The organism is Pseudomonas sp. App30, assembly GCF_047947025.1.
Taxonomy (GTDB): Bacteria; Pseudomonadota; Gammaproteobacteria; order Pseudomonadales; family Pseudomonadaceae; genus Aquipseudomonas.
In genome coordinates this window covers 2,672,895-2,693,153 of the sequence record NZ_CP133165.1, presented here as the reverse complement: position 1 = coordinate 2,693,153, position 20,259 = coordinate 2,672,895, and the positions used below count along the sequence as shown (strand labels likewise).

Below are 20,259 nucleotides of genomic sequence, written 5' to 3'. Positions count from 1 at the left end.
GGTTTTACCGCGGGCTTTTTGGCCGCTGGGCGAAAGGGCGCGCTACAATGCCGCTTTTGCCAACGACAGGTGTGTGCTGTGACTGCTCCAGGTGCTTCGAATTCCGCGATGGGAACACTTTATGTGGTGGCCACGCCCATCGGTAACCTGGACGACATGAGCGCTCGGGCGTTGAAGATCCTCAACGACGTGGCGCTGATCGCCGCCGAGGACACCCGCCATTCGATCCGCCTGCTGCAGCACTTCGGCATCAACACGCCGCTGGCCGCGTGCCACGAGCACAACGAGCGCGACGAGGGCGGGCGCTTCCTCGACAAGCTGCTGGCGGGCGAGAGCGTGGCGCTGATCTCCGACGCCGGCACGCCGCTGATCTCCGACCCTGGCTACCACCTGGTGCGCCAGGTGCGCGCCGCGGGTATCCCGGTAGTGCCGGTGCCCGGCCCCTGCGCGCTGATCGCGGCGCTGTCGGCGGCCGGCCTGCCGTCCGACCGTTTCATTTTCGAAGGCTTCCTGCCGGCCAAGACCGTCGGCCGTCGCTCGCGCCTGGAGCAGGTGCGCGAAGAGCCGCGCACGCTGATCTTCTATGAAGCCCCGCACCGTATCCTGGAATGCCTGCAGGACATGGAGCTGGTGTTCGGCCCCGAGCGCCCGGCACTGCTGGCGCGCGAACTGACCAAGACCTTCGAGACCCTCAAGGGCCTGCCGCTGGCCGAGCTGCGTGCCTTCGTGGAAAGCGACAGCAACCAGCAGCGCGGCGAGTGCGTGGTGCTGGTGGCAGGCTGGACGCCGCCCGAAAGTGACGAGGTGGTGAGCGCCGAGGTGATGCGCGTGCTGGATCTGCTGCTCAAGGAGATGCCCCTCAAGCGCGCGGCGGCGTTGGCGGCGGAAATTACCGGGGCGCGCAAGAATGTGCTGTACCAGGTGGCGTTGGAGCGGCAGAAAAGCAGCTGAAAGCTGTGAGGGGCAAGCTGCAAGACAGGCACTCAAGCGCGCAGCTTGAAGCTTAAAGCTTGCAGCTGGCCTAGCTATTCCGTAACCTTGTCGGCGGAGAGTCGATTGGACAGTCGCTGCCTGCTTTTGTTCCGCAAAAGCGGGGGGAGGAAAGTCCGGGCTCCATAGGGCGGAGTGCCAGGTAACACCTGGGAGGCGTGAGCCTACGGAAAGTGCCACAGAAAATAACCGCCTAAGCGTTTCGGCGCCGGTAAGGGTGAAAAGGTGCGGTAAGAGCGCACCGCACGTCTGGTAACAGTTCGTGGCTAGGCAAACCCCACTCGGAGCAAGACCAAATAGGGTTCCACATGGCGCGGCCCGCGTTGGAACCGGGTAGGTTGCTAAAGGTGTCCAGTGATGGCCATCGTAGAGGAATGACTGTCCTCGACAGAACCCGGCTTACAGATCGACTCTCCACCTCTTTTCCCTTCTGCATCAATCAATAGCAGAAGCGGCCCTGGTAATACCGAAAAAATCTTACTCTTAATAAATCACTTTAAGTTTGACGCGTAGACCCTTGAGTTAACTTGGCTTTATACCCCCGCGTTTCCCTCGATTTAGCCCATCTCTTTCCTTTTGTCACCTAAATCGCCGATCTGTAAGGGTTTTCCTTACGAGCGTGCCTTGACGGTGGTGTGGGCGCATTCCTATAGTGTGCGCAAGTGGCGGAAAGTGGCACAAAGTGGGTTTTTAGGCACGAAAAACTAAATCTTGGGGAAGCGCCTCTGTGTTTCGCGGAGCTAATGCCATCAGTCTCGATGCAAAGGGCCGTCTCGCCATGCCGAGCCGGTACCGTGACGAGCTGGTTTCGCGCTCCAATGGCCAGTTGATCGTGACCATCGACGCCGTCGACCGCTGCCTGTGTGTGTACCCGCTGGACGAATGGGAATTAATTGAAACAAAGCTGCGCGCGCTGCCGTCGCTCCGGGAAGAAAACCGCCGTCTGCAAAGGTTGCTGATTGGTAATGCGGTTGACCTGGAGCTCGACGGCAGCGGGCGTTTTCTGGTTCCGCCGCGCCTGCGCGAGTACGCGAAGCTGGACAAGAAAGTGATGCTGGTAGGCCAGCTGAACAAGTTTCAACTGTGGGACGAGGATGCCTGGAACGCGCTTGCTGATGCGGACCTGGCAGCTATTCAACAACCGGGCGCCATGCCTGATGAACTGCGTGATTTGATTCTGTGACTATAGATAGCGGCTTTAACCACATCACCGTATTGCTTGACGAAGCCGTCGAGGCTCTCGCCATACAGGGCGATGGCTGCTATGTGGACGGTACCTTCGGGCGGGGTGGTCACAGCCGGTTGATCCTCAAGCACCTGGGGCCGGACGGCCGATTGCTGGGCTTCGACAAGGACCCACAAGCGATTGCCACGGGGCAAGCGCTGGCGGCCGAAGACGGCCGCTTTGTCATTGTGCAGCGCAGTTTTGCGGAAATGGGTAGCGAAATTGCTAGCCAAGGCCTGGCCGGCAAGGTCAACGGCGTGCTGCTGGACCTGGGTGTGTCTTCGCCCCAGCTGGACGACCCCGAGCGCGGCTTCAGCTTCATGAACGACGGCCCGCTGGACATGCGCATGGACCCAAGCCGCGGCGTCAGCGCCGCCGAGTTCATCGCCAACGCCCCGGCCGAAGAAATTGCCCGCGTGTTCAAGGAATACGGCGAAGAGCGCTTCGCCAAGCGCATGGCCAATGCCGTGGTCGCACGCCGTGAAATCAAGCCGTTCGAGCGCACCGCCGACCTGGCCGAAGTGCTGAAGGTCGCCAACCCTGCCTGGGAAAAGGGCAAGAACCCGGCTACCCGTGCCTTCCAGGGCCTGCGTATCCACGTCAACAACGAGCTGGCTGACCTGGAGGCGGGCCTTGAAGCCGCGCTGGAGTCGCTGGAAATCGGCGGCCGCCTGGTGGTCATCAGCTTCCACTCGCTGGAAGACCGCATCGTCAAGCTGTTCATGCGCAAGCTCGCCAAGGGCGAGGCCGACAACCTGCCGCGCAACCTGCCCGTGCGCTTCCAGGCGTTCGAGCCGAAAATCAAGGTTCACGGCAAGGCCCAGTTCGCTTCCGAAGCCGAGCTCAAGGCCAACCCGCGCTCGCGCAGCGCGGTCATGCGCGTGGCGGAGAAGCTGCGGTGAGCAAGCTCTACGCCAAGCCTTTGCCGGGCGGCAGCTTCCTGATGCTGCTGCTGTTCATTGCCGTGCTGGTGTCGGCGATCGCCGTGTCCTATAGCGCGCACCTCAACCGTCAGCTGCTCAACAGCCTGTACAACGAGTTGAGCGAGCGCGACAAGGCGCAGGCCGAGTGGGGCCGGCTGATCCTGGAGCAAAGCACCTGGACCGCCCATAGCCGCATCGAGGCGCTGGCCAGCGGCCAACTGAAAATGCGTATTCCCGACGCCGCCGAAATCAAGATGGTGACGCCATGATGAAGCTCGACGGCGCCCTGTACCCGTGGCGTTTCCGGGTGCTCGTGGCCTTGCTGGGCATCATGGTGGGCGCGATCGTGTGGCGCATCGTCGACCTGCAGGTCATCGACCATGATTTCCTCAAGGGCCAGGGCGATGCCCGCAGCGTGCGGCACATTCCCATTCCTGCGCACCGCGGCCTGATCACCGACCGCAACGGCGAGCCGTTGGCCGTCAGTACGCCGGTCACCACCTTGTGGGCCAACCCCAAGGAGATGCAGGCGGACAAGAGCAAATGGCCGGCACTGGCAGCAGCCCTGGGGCAGGACCCCAAGGAGCTGTCGACGCGCCTCGACGCCCAGGCCACCAAGGAATTCATCTACCTGGTGCGCGGCCTTACGCCGGAGCAGGGCCAGACCGTGCTCGACCTCAAGGTTCCTGGTGTCTACGGCATCGAGGAATTTCGTCGTTTCTACCCCGCCGGTGACGTGACCGCGCACATGGTCGGCTTCACCGACCTGGACGACCACGGCCGCGAGGGCGTGGAGCTGGCGTACGAAGACTGGCTGGCCGGCGTGCCGGGCAAGCGCCAGGTCATCAAGGACCGCCGCGGCCGCCTGATCAAGGACGTGCAGGTCACCAAGAACGCCAAGGCGGGCAAGACCCTGACCCTGTCGATCGACCTGCGCCTGCAATACCTGGCCAGCCGCGAGCTGCGCAACGCCATCGTCGAGAACGAGGCCAAGGCGGGCAGCCTGGTGATCATGGACGTGAAGACCGGCGAAGTGCTGGCCATGGTCAACCAGCCCACCTACAACCCGAACAACCGCAAGACCATGTTCCCGGCGTCCATGCGCAACCGGGCGATCACCGACGTGTTCGAGCCCGGCTCGACCATGAAGCCGATCTCCATGAGCGCGGCCCTGGAGACCGGGCGCTGGAAGCCGACCGACAAGGTCGAGGTGTACCCCGGCAGCCTGCAGATCGGCCGCTACACCATTAAAGACGTGACCAAGACCGAGGGCCCGATCCTCGACCTCACCGGCATCCTGATCAACTCCAGTAACGTGGGCATGAGCAAGGTGGCCTTCGACGTCGGCGGCGAGAACATCTTCCGTGCCATGTCGGCCGTGGGCCTTGGCCAATACACCGGCCTGGGCTTCCCGGGCGAGCGCGTGGGCAACCTGCCCAACCACCGCGACTGGAAAAAGGCCGAGACCGCGACCCTGTCCTACGGCTACGGCCTGTCGGTGACCGCGCTGCAGCTGGTGCACGCCTATTCGGCCATCGCCAACGACGGCGAGATCGTGCCGCTGAGCATCCTCAAGGTCGACGGCAAGCCGGCGGCCACGCGGGTGATGCCAGAGCAGGTGGCCAAGACCCTGCAAGGCATGATGAAGGAAGTGATCGAGGACTCGCGCGGCGTCTACCGTGCGCGGGTGCCGGGCTACCACGTGGCCGGCAAGTCGGGTACCGCCCGTAAGGCCACCATCGGTTCGCGTGGCTACACCGAGAACGCCTACCGTTCGCTGTTCGCCGGCTTCGGCCCGCTCAGCGACCCGCGCTACGCCATCGTCGTGGTCATCGACGAACCGAGCAAGGCCGGTTACTTCGGTGGCCTGGTATCGGCACCGGTGTTCAGCAAGGTCATGTCCGGCACGCTGCGGCTGATGAACGTGACCCCCGACAACCTGCCGAGCACCCCGCAGGAAACAGCCCAGGCCCAGCCTGCGGCCAGCAAGGGAGGGCGTGGCTGATGAGCATGCCGCTGAGCAAGATTTTCGCCCAGGCCAACCGCGATCCATTGATCCGCGAGCTGGCGCTGGACAGCCGCAGCGTGCGCCCCGGCGACCTGTTCCTGGCCGTGCCAGGGGCCAAGGTCGATGGCCGTGCGCACATCGCCGACGCCCTGGGCCGTGGCGCTGCCGCCGTGGCTTATGAAGTGGACGGCGCCACCGTGCTGCCGATCACCGACGTGCCGCTGATTCCGGTCAAGGGCCTGGTGCGCCAGCTGTCCGACATTGCCGGGCGCTTCTACGGCGACCCGAGCCGCCTGCTCAACGTGGTGGGTGTCACTGGCACCAACGGCAAGACCAGCGTCACCCAACTGGTGGCCCAGGCCCTGGACCTGCTGGGCCAGCGCTGCGGCCTGATCGGCACCCTGGGCACCGGCTTCTACGAAGCCCTGCAAAGCGGCCGCCTGACCACGCCCGACCCGATCGCCGTGCAGGCGACCCTGGCCGACCTGAAGAAGGCCGGCGCCAAGGCCGTGGCCATGGAAGTGTCGTCCCACGCCCTGGACCAAGGCCGCGTGGCCGCCCTGGCGTTCGACGTGGCGGTGCTGACCAACCTCAGCCGCGACCACCTGGACTACCACGGCAGCATGCAGGCCTACGCTGCCGCCAAAGCCAAGCTGTTTGGCTGGACCGGCCTGCGCTGCCGGGTGCTGAACCTGGATGATGCCTTCGGCAGCACCCTGGCCGAGGAAGCCCATGAGTCGCGGCTGATCACCTACAGCCTGCTGGACCCGGCGGCCACCCTGTATTGCCGCGAAGCCGAGTTCGACGACCATGGCGTGCGCGCCACCCTGGTCACTGCCCAGGGCGAGCACGTGCTGCGCAGCCGCCTGCTGGGGCGTTTCAACCTCAGCAACGTGCTGGCCGCGGTCGGCACGCTGCTGGCGCTGGATTACCCGCTGGATGACATCCTCAAGGTGATGCCGCAGCTGGAAGGCCCCCTGGGGCGCATGCAGCGCCTGGGCGGTGGCAAGCAGCCGCTGGTGGTGGTCGATTACGCCCACACCCCCGACGCCCTGGACAAAGTGCTGCTGGCCCTGCGCCCGCACGCCAAGGGCGAGCTGGTGTGCCTGTTCGGCTGTGGCGGCGACCGTGACCGTGGCAAGCGCCCGCTCATGGCCGAAGTGGCCGAGCGCCTGGCCGACCGCGTGCTGGTCACCGACGACAACCCGCGCAGCGAAGACCCGCTGCAGATCTTTGCCGACATTCGCCCCGGTTTCAGCGCTGCTGCCCGGGTCGAGTTCGTCTCGGGGCGTGGCCCGGCCATTGCCCAGCTCATCGCCAAGGCCAATGCCGACGACGTGATCGTGCTGGCCGGCAAGGGGCACGAGGATTATCAGGAAATCAACGGCCAGCGCCTGGCGTTCTCCGATCTGGAGGAGGCCGCCAAGGCCCTGGCTACCTGGGAGGTGGACCATGCTTAAGCCCATGTCCCTGGCAGAACTGCTCAAGCCGCTGGCTGCGCGTTTGCATGGCCAGGATGTGGAATTCAACGGTGTCAGCATCGACAGCCGCGCCATCGTCGCCGGCCAGTTGTTCGTGGCACTGACCGGCCCGCGTTTCGACGGCCATGACTACCTGGCCGACGTCGCCGCCAAGGGCGCGGTCGCCGCGCTGGTGGAGCGTGAAGTGGCCGGCGTCGACCTGCCGCAACTGGTGGTGGCTGATTGCCGCGTGGCGCTGGGCCAACTGGGCGCGCTGAACCGTGCCCGTTTCAACCGTCCTGTCGCCGCTATCACCGGTTCCAGCGGCAAGACCACGGTCAAGGAGCTGCTGGCCGGCATCCTGCGCACCCAGGGCGATGTCCTGGCCACCCGTGGCAACCTGAACAACGACCTGGGCGCGCCGCTGACCCTGCTCGAACTGGCCCCGCAGCACACCGCCGCGGTCATCGAGCTGGGCGCCTCGCGCCTGGGCGAGATCGCCTACACCGTGGGCCTGACCCAGCCCCACGTGGCCATCCTCAACAACGCCGGCACCGCCCACGTGGGTGAGTTCGGCGGGCCGGAGAAGATCGTCGAGGCCAAGGGCGAAATCATCGACGGCCTGGCCGCCGACGGCACTGCGGTGCTCAACCTGGACGACAAGGCCTACGGCATCTGGCACACCCGTGCCGGCCAGCGCCGCGTGCTCAGCTTCGCCCTGACCAACACGGCAGCCGATTTCCACGCCAGCGACATCCAGGCCGATGAACGCGGCTGCCCGAGCTTCAATCTGCACGGCCTGCAAGGCACGGCGCGGGTCCAGCTGAACCTGCTGGGCACCCACAACGTGCAGAACGCCCTGGCCGCCGCGGCCGCCGCCCATGCCTTTGGTCTGGCCATCGGCGACATCGCCCGTGGCCTGGAAAGCGTGCAGCCGGTCAAGGGCCGCACCGTGGCGCAGATCGCGCCGAGCGGCGTGCGTGTAATTGACGATACATACAACGCAAACCCCACCTCAATGTGCGCGGCCATTGATATACTCGCCGGCTTTTCCGGACGCACCGTCCTGGTGCTCGGGGACATCGGCGAATTGGGGCAATGGGCGGAAGAGGGGCATCGGCAAGTGGGCGAATACGCCCTCGGCAAGGTCGACACCCTGTACGCCGTGGGCCCGAACATGGTTCACGCAGTGAATGCGTTCGGTACCAATGCTCGCCATTTCGGCACACAACTTGACCTGATCGCTGCGCTTGGCGCCGAGAAAGGCAAGAACACCACTATTTTGATCAAGGGTTCGCGCAGCGCTGCGATGGAAAACGTCGTGGCGGCCTTGTGCGGTTCCAGCGGGGAGAAACATTAATGCTGCTGCTGCTGGCGGAGTATCTGCAACAGTTCTACAAAGGCTTCGCGGTCTTCCAGTACCTGACCCTGCGCGGGATCCTGGGTGTGCTGACCGCGCTGTCGCTGGCCCTGTTCCTGGGCCCCTGGATGATTCGTACCCTGCAGATTCGTCAGATCGGCCAGGCCGTGCGTAACGACGGCCCGCAATCGCACCTGTCCAAGTCCGGCACCCCGACCATGGGCGGCGCCCTGATCCTGTCGGCCATCGGCATCAGCACCCTGCTGTGGGCCGACCTGACCAACCGCTACGTGTGGACCGTGCTGCTGGTGACCCTGCTGTTCGGCGGCATCGGCTGGGTGGACGACTACCGCAAGGTGATCGAGAAGAACTCGCGCGGCCTGCCTAGCCGCTGGAAGTATTTCTGGCAGTCGGTATTCGGCCTGGGCGCGGCGATCTTCCTGTACGCCACCGCGCCAAGCGCCGTGGAAACCACCCTGATCATCCCGATGTTCAAGGACGCCAGCATCTACCTGGGCGTGGGCTTCATCATCCTCACCTACTTCGTGATCGTCGGCTCCAGCAACGCGGTGAACCTCACCGATGGCCTGGACGGCCTGGCGATCATGCCGACGGTGATGGTAGGCGGTGCCCTGGGCATCTTCTGCTACCTGTCGGGCAACGTGAAATTCGCCGACTACCTGCTGATCCCGTACGTGCCGGGCGCGGGCGAGCTGATCGTGTTCTGTGGCGCGCTGATCGGTGCCGGCCTGGGCTTCCTGTGGTTCAACACCTACCCGGCCCAGGTCTTCATGGGTGACGTTGGTGCGCTGGCCCTGGGCGCTGCCCTGGGCACCATCGCCGTCATCGTGCGCCAGGAAATCGTGCTGTTCATCATGGGTGGCGTGTTCGTGATGGAGACCCTGTCAGTGGTCATTCAGGTGGCCTCTTTCAAACTGACCGGTCGCCGCGTGTTCCGCATGGCACCTATCCACCACCACTTTGAACTCAAGGGCTGGCCCGAGCCGCGCGTGATCGTCCGCTTCTGGATCATCACCGTGATCCTCGTGCTGATCGGCCTTGCCACCCTGAAACTGAGGTAGAACGAGTGTCTCTGATCGCTTCTGACCAATTCCGCATCGTTGTCGGCCTCGGCAAGAGCGGCATGTCCCTGGTGCGCTTCCTGGCGCGCCGGGGCATTGCCTTTGCCGTGGCCGACACGCGCGAGAATCCGCCGGAGCTGGCGACGTTGCGCCGTGACTACCCGCAGGTTGAAGTGCGCTGTGGCGAGCTGGACGTGGAGTTCCTGTGCCGCGCCAGCGAGCTGCTGGTGAGCCCCGGCCTGGCCCTGGCCACGCCCGCGCTGCAGCAGGCCGCTGCCCGTGGCGTGCGGCTGTCGGGTGACATCGAGCTGTTCGCGCGTAACGCGCAGGCGCCCATCGTCGCCATCAGCGGCTCCAACGCCAAGAGCACCGTCACCACCCTGGTGGGCGACATGGCGGCTGCGGCCTGCAAGCGCGTGGCCGTGGGCGGCAACCTCGGCACGCCGGCCCTCGACCTGCTGGCCGACGACGTCGAGCTGTACGTGCTGGAGCTGTCGAGCTTCCAGCTGGAGACTACCGACCAGCTCAACGCCGAAGTGGCCACCGTGCTGAACATCAGCGAAGACCACATGGACCGCTACAGCGGCCTGCCGGCGTACCACCTGGCCAAGCACCGGATCTTCCGTGGCGCCCGCCAGGTGGTCTACAACCGCCAGGACGCCCTGACCCGGCCGCTGATGGGCGAGGGCCTGCCGTGCTGGACCTTCGGCCTCAACAAGCCGGACTTCAAGGCCTTCGGCCTGCGCGAAGAGAACGGCCAGAAGTACCTGGCGTTCGAATTCCAGAACCTGATGCCGGTCAGCGAGTTGAAAATTCGCGGCTCGCACAACCAGGCCAATGCCCTGGCGGCGCTGGCCCTGGGCCACGCCGTGGGCCTGCCGTTCGAGCCGATGCTGGCCACCCTGCGCACCTTCGCCGGCCTGGCGCACCGCTGCCAATGGCTGCGCGAGCGTGACGGCGTGAGCTACTACGACGACTCCAAGGCCACCAACGTCGGTGCCGCGCTGGCGGCCATCGAAGGCCTGGGCGCCGACATCGACGGCAAGCTGGTGCTGGTGGCCGGTGGCGACGGCAAGGGCGCCGACTTCTCCGGCCTCAAGGCCCCGGTCGCCGCCCACTGCCGCGCCGTGGTGCTGCTGGGCCGCGACGCCGAGCTGATCGCTGCCGCCCTGGGCGACGGCGTGCCGCTGGTGCGGGTCAAGACCCTCGACGAAGCCGTCGAACAATGCGCCGCCCTGGCCCAGCCCGGCGATGCCGTGCTGCTGTCGCCGGCCTGCGCGAGCCTGGACATGTTCAAGAACTACGAAGAGCGTGGGCGCCTGTTCGCCCAGGCCGTGGAGGGCTTGTCATGATCTTTGGCGTGATCAAGCCATACCCGTCGCCGCTGATCACCGGCCGCGGCATCGACGTCGACTTCCCGATGCTGGCCGGCTGCCTGGCGCTGCTGGGCCTGGGCCTGGTGATGATCACTTCGGCGTCGTCCGAAGTGGCCGCCGTGCAATCGGGCAACCCGCTGTACATGATGATCCGCCACCTGGTGTACCTGGTGCTGGGCCTGGGCGCCTGCGGCGTGACCATGATGATTCCCATCGCCACCTGGCAGCGCCTGGGCTGGATGATGCTGCTGGGCGCCTTCGGCCTGCTGGTGCTGGTGCTGGTGCCGGGCATCGGCCGCGAGGTGAACGGCTCCATGCGCTGGATCGGCTTCAGCGCGTTCAACGTGCAGCCCTCGGAGGTGGCCAAGGTCTTCGTGGTGATCTTCCTGTCGGGCTACCTGATCCGCCAGCAGAAGGAAGTGCGCGAGACCTGGATGGGCTTCTTCAAGCCGTTCATCGTGCTGCTGCCCATGGCCGTGCTGCTGCTGATGGAACCCGACTTCGGTGCCACCGTGGTCATGATGGGCGCCGCGGCGGCCATGCTGTTCCTGGGGGGCGTGGGCCTGTTCCGCTTCGCCCTGATGGTGGTGCTGGCGGTGGCCGCGGTGTTCATCCTGGTGCAGGCGCAGCCGTACCGCATGGCCCGCCTGACCACCTTTACCGACCCCTGGGCCGACCAGTTCGGTTCCGGCTACCAACTGACCCAGGCGCTGATCGCCTTCGGTCGCGGCAGCTGGCTGGGCGCCGGCCTGGGCAACAGCGTGCAGAAGCAGTTCTACCTGCCTGAAGCGCACACCGACTTCGTGTTCTCGGTATTGGCCGAAGAGCTGGGCGTGGTCGGTTCGCTGTGCACCGTGGCGCTGTTCGTGTTCGTGTGTATTCGCGGCATGTACATCGGCGTCTGGGCCGAGCGCAGCAAGCAGTTCTTCGCCGCCTACATGGCCTACGGCCTGTCGTTCCTGTGGATCGGCCAGTTCCTGATCAACATCGGCGTGAACGTCGGCCTGCTGCCGACCAAGGGCCTGACCCTGCCGTTCCTCAGCTACGGGGGCAGCTCGCTGGTGATCTGTTGTGCCTGCCTGGGGTTGTTGCTGCGCATCGAATGGGAGAGCCGCACGCACCTGGGCAGTGAGGAAACCGAGTTCAACGAGAGCGACTTCGCAGAGGAGCCAGCCCGTGGCCGGTAACGTATTGATCATGGCAGGCGGCACCGGCGGGCACGTGTTCCCGGCGCTGTCCTGCGCCCGCGAATTCCAGGCCCGTGGCTACACCGTGCACTGGCTGGGCACCCCGCGTGGCATCGAGAACGAACTGGTGCCCCAGGCTGGCCTGCCGTTGCACCTGATCAACGTCGCCGGGCTGCGGGGCAAGAGCAAGCTGTCGCTGCTCAAGGCGCCGTTCGTGCTGGTACGCGCGCTGCTGCAGGCGCGCAAGGTGATGCGCCAGCTCAAGCCGGTGTGCGTGGTGGGCTTCGGCGGCTACGTGACCGGCCCTGGTGGCCTGGCCGCGCGCCTGTGCGGCGTGCCGGTGATCGTCCACGAGCAGAACGCCGTGGCCGGCACCGCCAACCGCCTGCTGGCGCCGCTGGCCGCGCGTATCTGCGAGGCCTTCCCGAACACCTTCGGTGCCTCGGCCAAGCGCCGCACAACCGGTAACCCGGTGCGCCCCGAACTGTTCCTGGAAACCCCGCGCCAGGCCCTGGCCGGCCGCCGGCCACGCCTGCTGGTCACCGGGGGCAGCCTGGGCTCGGAGCCGTTGAACAAGCTGATCCCTGCCGCGCTGGCGCTGGTGCCCGAGGCCATTCGCCCGGAAGTGTTCCACCAGTGCGGCAAGCTGCACGGTGACGTCACCACCCAGCGCTACCGCGACGCCGGTATCGATGCGCAGGTGGCGCCGTTCATCAAGGACATGGCCCAGGCCTATGGCTGGGCCGACATGGTGGTGTGCCGTGCCGGTGCGCTGACCGTCAGCGAGCTGGCCGCCGCCGGGCTGGCCTCGGTGCTGGTGCCCTTGCCCCACGCCATCGACGACCACCAGACCCGCAACGCCGAATATCTGGCCCGTGAAGGCGCTGCCTTCCTGATGCCACAAGCGACAACTGGCGCAGCCGAGCTGGCTGAACGCCTGAACGAGGTTTTGATGCAACCGGAAAAACTCAACACCATGGCGAGCACCGCACGCCGCCTGGCCAAGCCCGATGCAACCCGTACCGTCGTCGACGTCTGCCTGGAGGTGGCCCATGGTTGAGAATCAGAAAGCCATGCCACAACCGGAAATGCGCCGCATCCGTCGCATCCACTTCGTCGGCATCGGCGGCGTGGGCATGTGCGGTATCGCCGAGGTGCTGCTGAACCTGGGCTACCAGGTATCGGGCTCCGACCTCAAGGCGTCGCCGGTCACCGAGCGCCTGCAGTCGTTCGGCGCGCAGATCTTCATCGGCCATCGCGCCGAGAACGCCGCCACCGCCGACGTGCTGGTGGTGTCCAGCGCCGTGAACACCTCCAACCCGGAAGTGGCCACTGCCCTTGAGCGCCGCATTCCCGTGGTGCCGCGCGCCGAGATGCTCGCCGAGCTGATGCGCTACCGTCACGGCATCGCCGTGGCCGGTACCCATGGCAAGACCACCACCACCAGCCTGATCGCCTCGGTGTTCGCCGCCGGTGGCCTGGACCCGACGTTCGTGATCGGCGGCCGCCTGAACGCCGCCGGCACCAACGCGCAGCTGGGCACCAGCCGCTACCTGATCGCCGAAGCCGACGAAAGCGACGCCAGCTTCCTGCACCTGCAGCCGCTGGTGGCCGTGGTCACCAACATCGACGCCGACCACATGGCGACCTACGGTGGCGACTTCAACAAGCTGAAGAAAACCTTCGTCGACTTCCTCCACAACCTGCCGTTCTACGGCCTGGCCGTGGTGTGCCTGGACGACCCGGTGGTGCGCGAGATCCTGCCGCAGATCGCCCGTCCGACCCTGACCTACGGCGTCAGCGAAGAAGCCGATGTGCGTGCCATCAACATCCGCCAGGAAGGCATGCTGACCTACTTCACCGTGCTGCGCCGCGACCGCGAGCCGCTGAACGTGTCGGTGAACATGCCCGGCAACCACAACGTCCTCAACGCCCTGGCAACCATCGCCATCGCCACCGACGAAGGCGTCAGCGACGAAGCCATCGTCCAGGGCCTGTCGGGCTTCCAGGGCGTGGGCCGGCGGTTCCAGGTGTACGGCGAACTGCCGGTGGACGGCGGCAGCGTGATGCTGGTCGACGACTACGGGCACCACCCCACCGAAGTGGCCGCGGTCATCCGCGCCGTGCGCGGTGGCTGGCCGGAGCGCCGCCTGGTGATGGTCTACCAGCCGCACCGCTACAGCCGCACCCGCGACCTGTACGACGACTTCGTCCAGGTGCTGGCCGACGCCAACGTGCTGCTGCTGATGGAGGTCTACCCGGCCGGCGAAGAGCCGATCCCCGGTGCCGACAGCCGCCAGTTGTGCCACAGCATCCGCCAGCGCGGCCAGCTGGACCCGATCTACATCGAGCGCGGCGTGGAACTGGCCCCACTGGTCAAGCCACTGCTGCGTGCCGGCGACATCCTGCTGTGCCAGGGCGCCGGCGACATCGGCGGGCTCGCCCCGCAATTACTGAAAAGTCCGTTGTTCGCCGCTGACAAGGCCGGCGAGGGGAAATTGAAATGACAGCCAGCACCACTTCCTCCCTGCTATCGACCATTGCCCCGAAGGACTTCGGGCGCGTGGCCGTGCTTTACGGCGGCAAGAGCGCCGAGCGGGAGGTTTCCCTGAAGTCCGGCGCTGCCGTGCTTGAAGCCCTGCAGAGCGCCGGCGTGGACGCCTTCGGCCTGGACGTGGGCGATGACCTGCTGGCGCGCCTGCAAAGCGAGAAGATCGACCGCGCCTTCGTCATCCTCCACGGCCGTGGCGGTGAAGACGGCAGCATGCAAGGCCTGCTGGAGTGCCTGGGCATCCCCTACACCGGCAGCGGCATCCTCGCCTCGGCCCTGGCCATGGACAAATTGCGCACCAAGCAGGTGTGGCAAAGCCTGGGCCTGCCAACCCCGCATCACGCGGTTTTGGCCAGCGAGGCAGATTGTATTTCCGCGAGTGCGGAACTGGGCTTCCCTTTGATCGTCAAACCGGCCCATGAAGGTTCAAGTATCGGTATGGCCAAAGTGTCCAGCGTCGAAGAATTGATCGGCGCATGGAAAGCGGCCAGCACCTACGACTCGCAAGTCCTGGTCGAACAATGGATTCAAGGTCCGGAGTTCACCATTGCGACCCTGCGTGGCCAGGTCCTGCCGCCAATCGCCCTGGGCACCTCGCACTCGTTCTACGACTACGACGCCAAATACGTGGCCAACGATACCCAGTATCGAATCCCGTGCGGCCTCGACGCCACCCGCGAACAAGAGCTGATCGACCTCACGGCCCGTGCCTGTGACGCCGTCGGCATTGCCGGCTGGGCCCGCGTCGACGTCATGCAGGACGAGCAGGGGCGTTTCTGGCTGCTGGAAGTCAACACGGCCCCAGGCATGACCGACCACAGCCTGGTCCCCATGGCAGCTCGCGCTGCCGGCATCGATTTCCAGCAACTGGTGCTGGCGATCCTGGCCGACAGCGTAGAGGCGCGAGGGTAAACCCATGAACGGCGCGACGCTTCGTCATCAGCAACCCGTACCCGGCCGCAGCAAGCCGGTGCCCCGTGGCGCCAGCCGCATGGTGGCCGACGAGCCCATGGGCGCACGGGTACGCAAGGCCAATTTCAGCTTCCTGAAGAAGCTGTTCTGGCCGGTGCTGCTGGTGGCACTGGGCGTCGGCACCTACGAGGGCGCCATCTACCTGATGCCCTACGCCGACCGGCCGATCACCAAGATCAACGTGCAGGGCGACCTCAGCTACATCAGCCAGCAGGCGGTGCAGCAGCGCATCGCCCCGTACGTGGCGTCGACGTTCTTTACCATCGACCTGACCAGCATGCGCACCGAGCTTGAGCAGATGCCGTGGATCGCCCACGCCGAAGTTCGCCGGGTGTGGCCTGACCAGGTGGTGATCCGGCTGGAAGAGCAGCTGCCCGTGGCCCGTTGGGGGGACTCGGCACTGCTCAATAACCAGGGTGAGGCGTTCGCGCCGCGCGAGCTGGCCAACTACGAGCACCTGCCACAGCTGGTGGGGCCGCAACGCGCCCAGCAGCAAGTGATGCAGCAGTACCAGGTGCTGAGCCAGATGCTGCGGCCCATGGGCTTCTCCATCGTGCGGCTGGAGCTGCGCGAGCGGGGCAGCTGGTTCCTCACCACCGGCGCAGGAAGCGCAGGTCCCGGCATCGAGCTGTTGCTGGGGCGTGACCACCTCGTCGAGAAAATGCGCCGTTTCATTGCCATTTACGACAAGACCCTGAAAGACCAGATCACGAATATCGCAAGCATCGACCTGCGCTACGCCAACGGCCTGGCCGTGGCCTGGCGTGACCCGAATGCGAAGCCGACGGCCCAAGCCGCCGTCGCGAAGAATTAAGAAGAGGCAGGACCATGGCAAACGTGCAAAGCGGGAAAATGATCGTCGGTCTGGACATCGGTACCTCCAAGGTGGTGGCACTGGTGTGCGAAGTGGCGGATGACGGTTCGCTGGATATCGTCGGGATCGGTACCCACCCCTCGCGCGGCCTGAAGAAGGGCGTGGTGGTGAACATCGAGTCCACGGTGCAGTCGATCCAGCGGGCGGTGGAAGAAGCCCAGCTGATGGCGGGCTGCCGTATCCACTCGGCGTTCGTCGGCATTGCCGGCAACCACATCCGCAGCCTCAATTCCCACGGCATCGTCGCCATCCGCGATCGCGAAGTCAGCAGCGCTGACCTGGAGCGCGTGCTGGACGCCGCCCAGGCCGTGGCCATCCCGGCTGACCAGCGGGTCTTGCACACCCTGCCGCAGGATTACTCCATCGACAACCAGGAGGGCGTGCGCGAGCCCCTGGGCATGTCCGGCGTGCGCCTGGAAGCCAAGGTCCACGTGGTCACCTGCGCCGTCAACGCCGCGCAGAACATCGAGAAGTGCGTGCGCCGCTGCGGCCTGGAAATCGACGACATCATCCTCGAGCAACTGGCCTCGGCCTACTCGGTGCTGACCGACGACGAGAAAGAGCTGGGCGTGTGCCTGGTGGACATCGGTGGCGGCACCACCGACATCGCCATCTTCACCGAAGGCGCCATCCGCCACACCGCGGTGATCCCGATCGCCGGCGACCAGGTCACCAACGACATCGCCATGGCGCTGCGTACCCCGACCCAGTACGCCGAAGAGATCAAGATCCGCTACGCCTGCGCCCTGGCCAAGCTGGCCGGCGCCGGCGAGACCATCAAGGTGCCAAGCGTGGGCGACCGTCCGCCGCGCGAACTGTCGCGCCAGGCCCTGGCCGAAGTGGTCGAGCCGCGCTACGACGAGCTGTTTACCCTGATCCAGGCCGAACTGCGCCGCAGCGGCTACGAAGACCTGATCCCCGGCGGCATCGTGCTCACCGGTGGTACGTCGAAGATGGAAGGCGCGGTCGAACTGGCCGAAGAAATTTTCCACATGCCGGTACGCCTGGGCGTACCGCATTCGGTTCGCGGGTTGGCAGATGTCGTGCGCAACCCGATTTACTCGACCGGCGTGGGCCTGCTGATGTACGGGCTGCAGAAGCAGAACGATGGCACCACCCTGACCGGCTTGAGTAACAGCAACAGCTATGGCGATGAACCCAAGGCACCTGTGCTGGAAAGATTGAAACGTTGGGTTCAAGGCAACTTCTAAGTTTCCGATTTAAAGCTTCAAAGGCAGTAGTAGGCGCTAAAACTAGAGAAAGGAGAGGGAACATGTTCGAACTTGTAGACAACATCCCGCAAAGCCCGGTAATCAAGGTTATCGGTGTGGGTGGTGGCGGCGGCAACGCGGTCAATCACATGGTCAAGAGCAACATCGAAGGCGTCGAGTTCATCTGCGCCAACACTGATGCTCAGGCCCTGAAGAACATTGGTGCGCGCACCATCCTGCAACTGGGCACCGGCGTGACCAAGGGCCTGGGCGCTGGCGCCAACCCTGAAGTGGGCCGCCAGGCGGCACTGGAAGACCGCGAGCGTATCGCCGAAGTGTTGGTGGGTACCAACATGGTCTTCATCACCACCGGCATGGGTGGCGGTACCGGTACCGGTGCTGCGCCGATCATCGCCGAAGTGGCGAAGGAGATGGGCATCCTGACCGTTGCGGTCGTGACCCGTCCGTTCCCGTTCGAAGGCCGCAAGCGCATGCAGATCGCCGACGAAGGCATCCGCGCGCTGTCGGAAAGCGTCGACTCGTTGATCACCATCCCCAACGAGAAGCTGCTGACCATCCTGGGCAAGGACGCCAGCCTGCTGTCCGCGTTCGCCAAGGCTGACGACGTGCTGGCCGGTGCCGTGCGCGGTATCTCCGACATCATCAAGCGTCCGGGCATGATCAACGTCGACTTCGCCGACGTGCGCACTGTCATGAGCGAGATGGGCATGGCCATGATGGGCACCGGCTGCGCCAGCGGTCCGAACCGTGCGCGTGAAGCGACCGAGGCGGCCATCCGCAACCCGCTGCTCGAAGACGTCAACCTGCAGGGCGCCCGCGGCATCCTGGTGAACATCACCGCAGGTCCTGACCTGTCGCTGGGTGAATACTCCGACGTGGGTAGCATCATCGAGGCGTTCGCTTCCGACCACGCCATGGTCAAGGTCGGTACCGTGATCGACCCGGACATGCGCGACGAGCTGCACGTGACCGTAGTTGCCACGGGCCTGGGCGCGAAGATCGAGAAGCCGGTGAAAATCATCGACAACACCCTGCAGGCCGCCAGCCAGCAAGCTGCCGTACAGCAGCCCGCTCGTCAGGAACTGCCGTCGGTGAACTACCGCGACCTGGACCGTCCTACCGTGATGCGCAACCAGGCACACGCAGGCGCGGCACAGGCTGCCAAACTCAACCCGCAAGACGATCTGGACTACCTGGACATCCCGGCATTCCTGCGTCGTCAGGCCGATTGATGGAATTTATCAGGGCTATGAAGGTGATTGGTGTTCAGCAAAGGCCGGGTCTGCTATTATCGCCAGCCTTTGTTGATACCAGTTCGCAATTTGCGCTGAAGCGGCCAATGCCATGATTAAACAACGCACCCTGAAGAATATTATCCGTGCCACCGGTGTCGGCCTGCACTCTGGGGAGAAGGTATACCTGACCCTCAAGCCGGCACCCGTGGATACTGGCATCGTTTTCTGTCGTGCCGACCTGGATCCAATGGTGCAGATTCCTGCGCGAGCGGAAAATGTCGGCGAGACCACGATGTCGACCACTCTGGTCAACGGCGATACCAAGGTAGACACGGTTGAGCACTTGCTCTCGGCCATGGCTGGCCTGGGCATCGATAACGCCTACGTCGAGCTCTCCGCGTCCGAAGTCCCGATCATGGATGGTAGTGCAGGACCCTTCGTATTCCTGATTCAATCTGCCGGCCTGGAAGAACAGGACGCAGCCAAGAAATTCATCCGCATCCTGCGCGAAGTGACAGTGGAAGACGGCGACAAGCGCGCCACTTTCGTGCCATTCGACGGGTTCAAGGTGAGCTTCGAGATCGATTTCGATCACCCTGTGTTCCGCAACCGCACCCAAAGTGCCAGCGTCGACTTCTCCAGCACGTCCTTCGTGAAGGAAGTCAGCCGCGCCCGTACCTTTGGTTTCATGAGTGACATCGAGTACCTGCGCAAGCACAACCTCGCACTCGGCGGCAGCGTTGAAAACGCTATCGTGGTCGACAAGGACGGCGTGCTGAACGAAGACGGTCTTCGCTACGAAGACGAATTCGTCAAGCACAAGATCCTGGACGCCATCGGTGACCTCTACCTGCTGGGCAACAGCCTGATTGGTGAGTTCCGTGGCTTCAAGTCCGGCCATGCGCTGAACAACCAGCTCCTGCGCAAGCTCATCGAGCAGAAGGATGCCTGGGAAGTGGTGACTTTCGAAGATGCCAGCACGGCACCGATCTCTTACATGCGTCCCGTGGCGGCAGTGTAAGTCGAACACTCTCTTCTCTAGATGTTCTTGAGGCCACCTTCGGGTGGCCTTTTTTATGCCTCGCGATCACCGCCCGTAGCCGCTGCCGAAGGCTGCGCTGGCTCTGTGCCTCGCTGGAGATTTTCAGGGTTCACGCCGGCCAGCGCAGCCTTCGGCAGCGGCTACACCAGCTTCAGGGCTTGGGCTTGCCTGCATGCGCCGCCAGGCGCTCCAGGGCGGCCTTGAGCTTGGGGTCGGTGATGCCTTCGGCGGTGGACTGGATGTTTTCCGCCGACTGCGCGGACAGGTCGATATTGCGGCCGCCGGTGCTGCGCTGCAGCGTGGGCGGCTGCACCTTGAACAGGATGCGCGTGAGGCTGGCGAACTCGGCCAGGGCCTGCAGGTCGCGCTGCAGGCGCTTCTGCTGGTAGCGCAGGCGTGTAGCCCAATGGCCATCAGTGACAATCAGTAGCAGGCAGCCCTCACGCCATGACGCCACGTAGCAGTGCGGGCGGGCAGCGGGCTGCAGCTGGCTTTCGAACAGCCGTTGCAGGTGCGACAGGCGCTGGGCCTGGCTGAACAGGGCCTTGAGGGGCTTGGCTTCGCGCAGCAAAACGCCGGGCGCCCGGGCGGGAAGGGGGCGGAAGGCCATAGGGGAAACCTGAAATTGCAGAGCCGCCATGGTAGCAGAAAGGGCCCGTTTCCCGCCGGCTGTTACATAACTTCTGCACCCCATGGGTTGAAGTTGGGAAAAAAGCCCTTATTGTAAAAAAGCCCCGTCAAA

The 20,259-nt window shown here is 64.9% G+C and carries 18 protein-coding genes and 1 other RNA gene; 18 read left to right on the top strand and 1 reads right to left on the bottom strand.

Annotated features, from left to right (window positions below):
- Window positions 1-108 precede the first annotated feature (108 nt).
- From rsmI to lpxC, 18 genes are all read left to right on the top strand, one after another.
- Window positions 109-951 (top strand): 16S rRNA (cytidine(1402)-2'-O)-methyltransferase, encoded by an 843-nt coding sequence (gene rsmI / locus RAM80_RS12410; protein WP_416426842.1) that lies wholly within the window; start codon window positions 109-111, stop codon window positions 949-951.
- 97 nt (window positions 952-1,048) lie between these two features.
- Window positions 1,049-1,408, top strand: an RNA gene (gene rnpB, locus RAM80_RS12405) — RNase P RNA component class A.
- Between the two features lie 309 nt (window positions 1,409-1,717).
- Window positions 1,718-2,173 (top strand): division/cell wall cluster transcriptional repressor MraZ, encoded by a 456-nt coding sequence (mraZ, locus tag RAM80_RS12400; protein ID WP_416426841.1) that lies wholly within the window; start codon window positions 1,718-1,720, stop codon window positions 2,171-2,173.
- The gene (gene rsmH, locus RAM80_RS12395) at window positions 2,170-3,117 is read left to right on the top strand and encodes a 16S rRNA (cytosine(1402)-N(4))-methyltransferase RsmH (protein WP_416426840.1); all 948 of its coding nucleotides are present in this window, start codon (window positions 2,170-2,172) and stop codon (window positions 3,115-3,117) included. Before mraZ ends, rsmH begins: the two co-directional genes overlap by 4 nt.
- Window positions 3,114-3,407, top strand: a complete 294-nt coding sequence (gene ftsL, locus RAM80_RS12390) for a cell division protein FtsL (protein WP_416426839.1) — start codon at window positions 3,114-3,116, stop codon at window positions 3,405-3,407. The genes rsmH and ftsL overlap by 4 nt, the downstream gene beginning before the upstream one ends.
- On the top strand, window positions 3,407-5,143 hold the full coding sequence (locus RAM80_RS12385; protein WP_416427465.1) for a peptidoglycan D,D-transpeptidase FtsI family protein: 1,737 nt from the start codon (window positions 3,407-3,409) through the stop codon (window positions 5,141-5,143). The genes ftsL and RAM80_RS12385 overlap by 1 nt, the downstream gene beginning before the upstream one ends.
- Window positions 5,143-6,606 carry a UDP-N-acetylmuramoyl-L-alanyl-D-glutamate--2,6-diaminopimelate ligase gene (locus RAM80_RS12380; protein ID WP_416426838.1) on the top strand — a complete coding sequence of 488 codons (1,464 nt, stop codon included), beginning with the start codon at window positions 5,143-5,145 and terminating at the stop codon, window positions 6,604-6,606. Before RAM80_RS12385 ends, RAM80_RS12380 begins: the two co-directional genes overlap by 1 nt.
- Window positions 6,599-7,966 carry a UDP-N-acetylmuramoyl-tripeptide--D-alanyl-D-alanine ligase gene (locus RAM80_RS12375; RefSeq protein WP_416426837.1) on the top strand — a complete coding sequence of 456 codons (1,368 nt, stop codon included), beginning with the start codon at window positions 6,599-6,601 and terminating at the stop codon, window positions 7,964-7,966. The genes RAM80_RS12380 and RAM80_RS12375 overlap by 8 nt, the downstream gene beginning before the upstream one ends.
- Window positions 7,966-9,048: a phospho-N-acetylmuramoyl-pentapeptide-transferase gene (gene mraY, locus RAM80_RS12370; protein WP_416426836.1), complete on the top strand. Its 1,083-nt coding sequence runs from the start codon at window positions 7,966-7,968 to the stop codon at window positions 9,046-9,048. The genes RAM80_RS12375 and mraY overlap by 1 nt, the downstream gene beginning before the upstream one ends.
- Window positions 9,049-9,053: 5 nt before the next feature.
- Entirely contained in the window at window positions 9,054-10,400 is a 1,347-nt protein-coding gene (murD, locus tag RAM80_RS12365) for a UDP-N-acetylmuramoyl-L-alanine--D-glutamate ligase (RefSeq protein ID WP_416426834.1), read from the top strand.
- Window positions 10,397-11,611, top strand: coding sequence for a putative lipid II flippase FtsW (ftsW, locus tag RAM80_RS12360; RefSeq protein WP_416426832.1), 1,215 nt, complete (start codon window positions 10,397-10,399; stop codon window positions 11,609-11,611). The genes murD and ftsW overlap by 4 nt, the downstream gene beginning before the upstream one ends.
- Window positions 11,601-12,671 carry an undecaprenyldiphospho-muramoylpentapeptide beta-N-acetylglucosaminyltransferase gene (murG, locus tag RAM80_RS12355; RefSeq protein WP_416426830.1) on the top strand — a complete coding sequence of 357 codons (1,071 nt, stop codon included), beginning with the start codon at window positions 11,601-11,603 and terminating at the stop codon, window positions 12,669-12,671. The genes ftsW and murG overlap by 11 nt, the downstream gene beginning before the upstream one ends.
- On the top strand, window positions 12,664-14,118 hold the full coding sequence (murC, locus tag RAM80_RS12350) for a UDP-N-acetylmuramate--L-alanine ligase (RefSeq protein ID WP_416426828.1): 1,455 nt from the start codon (window positions 12,664-12,666) through the stop codon (window positions 14,116-14,118). Before murG ends, murC begins: the two co-directional genes overlap by 8 nt.
- Window positions 14,115-15,074, top strand: coding sequence for a D-alanine--D-alanine ligase (locus RAM80_RS12345; RefSeq protein WP_416426826.1), 960 nt, complete (start codon window positions 14,115-14,117; stop codon window positions 15,072-15,074). The genes murC and RAM80_RS12345 overlap by 4 nt, the downstream gene beginning before the upstream one ends.
- Window positions 15,075-15,078: 4 nt before the next feature.
- Complete coding sequence (locus RAM80_RS12340) at window positions 15,079-15,948, top strand: cell division protein FtsQ/DivIB (RefSeq protein WP_416426824.1); 870 nt, start codon at window positions 15,079-15,081, stop codon at window positions 15,946-15,948.
- 14 nt (window positions 15,949-15,962) lie between these two features.
- A complete protein-coding gene (ftsA, locus tag RAM80_RS12335) occupies window positions 15,963-17,219 on the top strand; it encodes a cell division protein FtsA (RefSeq protein WP_008365410.1) in 1,257 nt (418 codons plus the stop codon).
- 62 nt (window positions 17,220-17,281) lie between these two features.
- A complete protein-coding gene (gene ftsZ, locus RAM80_RS12330; protein WP_416426822.1) occupies window positions 17,282-18,472 on the top strand; it encodes a cell division protein FtsZ in 1,191 nt (396 codons plus the stop codon).
- A 112-nt stretch (window positions 18,473-18,584) separates the two neighbouring features.
- The gene (gene lpxC / locus RAM80_RS12325) at window positions 18,585-19,496 is read left to right on the top strand and encodes a UDP-3-O-acyl-N-acetylglucosamine deacetylase (RefSeq protein ID WP_008365412.1); all 912 of its coding nucleotides are present in this window, start codon (window positions 18,585-18,587) and stop codon (window positions 19,494-19,496) included.
- A gap of 172 nt (window positions 19,497-19,668) precedes the next feature.
- Here lpxC and RAM80_RS12320 read toward each other — a convergent pair whose 3' ends face one another.
- Window positions 19,669-20,127 carry a DUF721 domain-containing protein gene (locus tag RAM80_RS12320; RefSeq protein WP_416426820.1) on the bottom strand — a complete coding sequence of 153 codons (459 nt, stop codon included), beginning with the start codon at window positions 20,125-20,127 and terminating at the stop codon, window positions 19,669-19,671.
- Between the last annotated feature and the right edge of the window lie 132 nt (window positions 20,128-20,259).

What these genes read in the sequence shown, in the direction of transcription:
- rsmI (WP_416426842.1), top strand. Translation starts at nt 109, where the DNA reads ATGGGAACACTTTATGTGGTGGCCACGCCCATCGGTAACCTGGACGAC.
- RAM80_RS12385 (WP_416427465.1), top strand. Translation starts at nt 3,407, where the DNA reads ATGAAGCTCGACGGCGCCCTGTACCCGTGGCGTTTCCGGGTGCTCGTG.
- RAM80_RS12380 (WP_416426838.1), top strand. Translation starts at nt 5,143, where the DNA reads ATGAGCATGCCGCTGAGCAAGATTTTCGCCCAGGCCAACCGCGATCCA.
- RAM80_RS12375 (WP_416426837.1), top strand. Translation starts at nt 6,599, where the DNA reads ATGCTTAAGCCCATGTCCCTGGCAGAACTGCTCAAGCCGCTGGCTGCG.
- mraY (WP_416426836.1), top strand. Translation starts at nt 7,966, where the DNA reads ATGCTGCTGCTGCTGGCGGAGTATCTGCAACAGTTCTACAAAGGCTTC.
- ftsW (WP_416426832.1), top strand. Translation starts at nt 10,397, where the DNA reads ATGATCTTTGGCGTGATCAAGCCATACCCGTCGCCGCTGATCACCGGC.
- murC (WP_416426828.1), top strand. Translation starts at nt 12,664, where the DNA reads ATGGTTGAGAATCAGAAAGCCATGCCACAACCGGAAATGCGCCGCATC.
- RAM80_RS12345 (WP_416426826.1), top strand. Translation starts at nt 14,115, where the DNA reads ATGACAGCCAGCACCACTTCCTCCCTGCTATCGACCATTGCCCCGAAG.
- RAM80_RS12340 (WP_416426824.1), top strand. Translation starts at nt 15,079, where the DNA reads ATGAACGGCGCGACGCTTCGTCATCAGCAACCCGTACCCGGCCGCAGC.
- ftsA (WP_008365410.1), top strand. Translation starts at nt 15,963, where the DNA reads ATGGCAAACGTGCAAAGCGGGAAAATGATCGTCGGTCTGGACATCGGT.
- ftsZ (WP_416426822.1), top strand. Translation starts at nt 17,282, where the DNA reads ATGTTCGAACTTGTAGACAACATCCCGCAAAGCCCGGTAATCAAGGTT.
- lpxC (WP_008365412.1), top strand. Translation starts at nt 18,585, where the DNA reads ATGATTAAACAACGCACCCTGAAGAATATTATCCGTGCCACCGGTGTC.
- RAM80_RS12320 (WP_416426820.1), bottom strand. Translation starts at nt 20,127, where the DNA reads ATGGCCTTCCGCCCCCTTCCCGCCCGGGCGCCCGGCGTTTTGCTGCGC.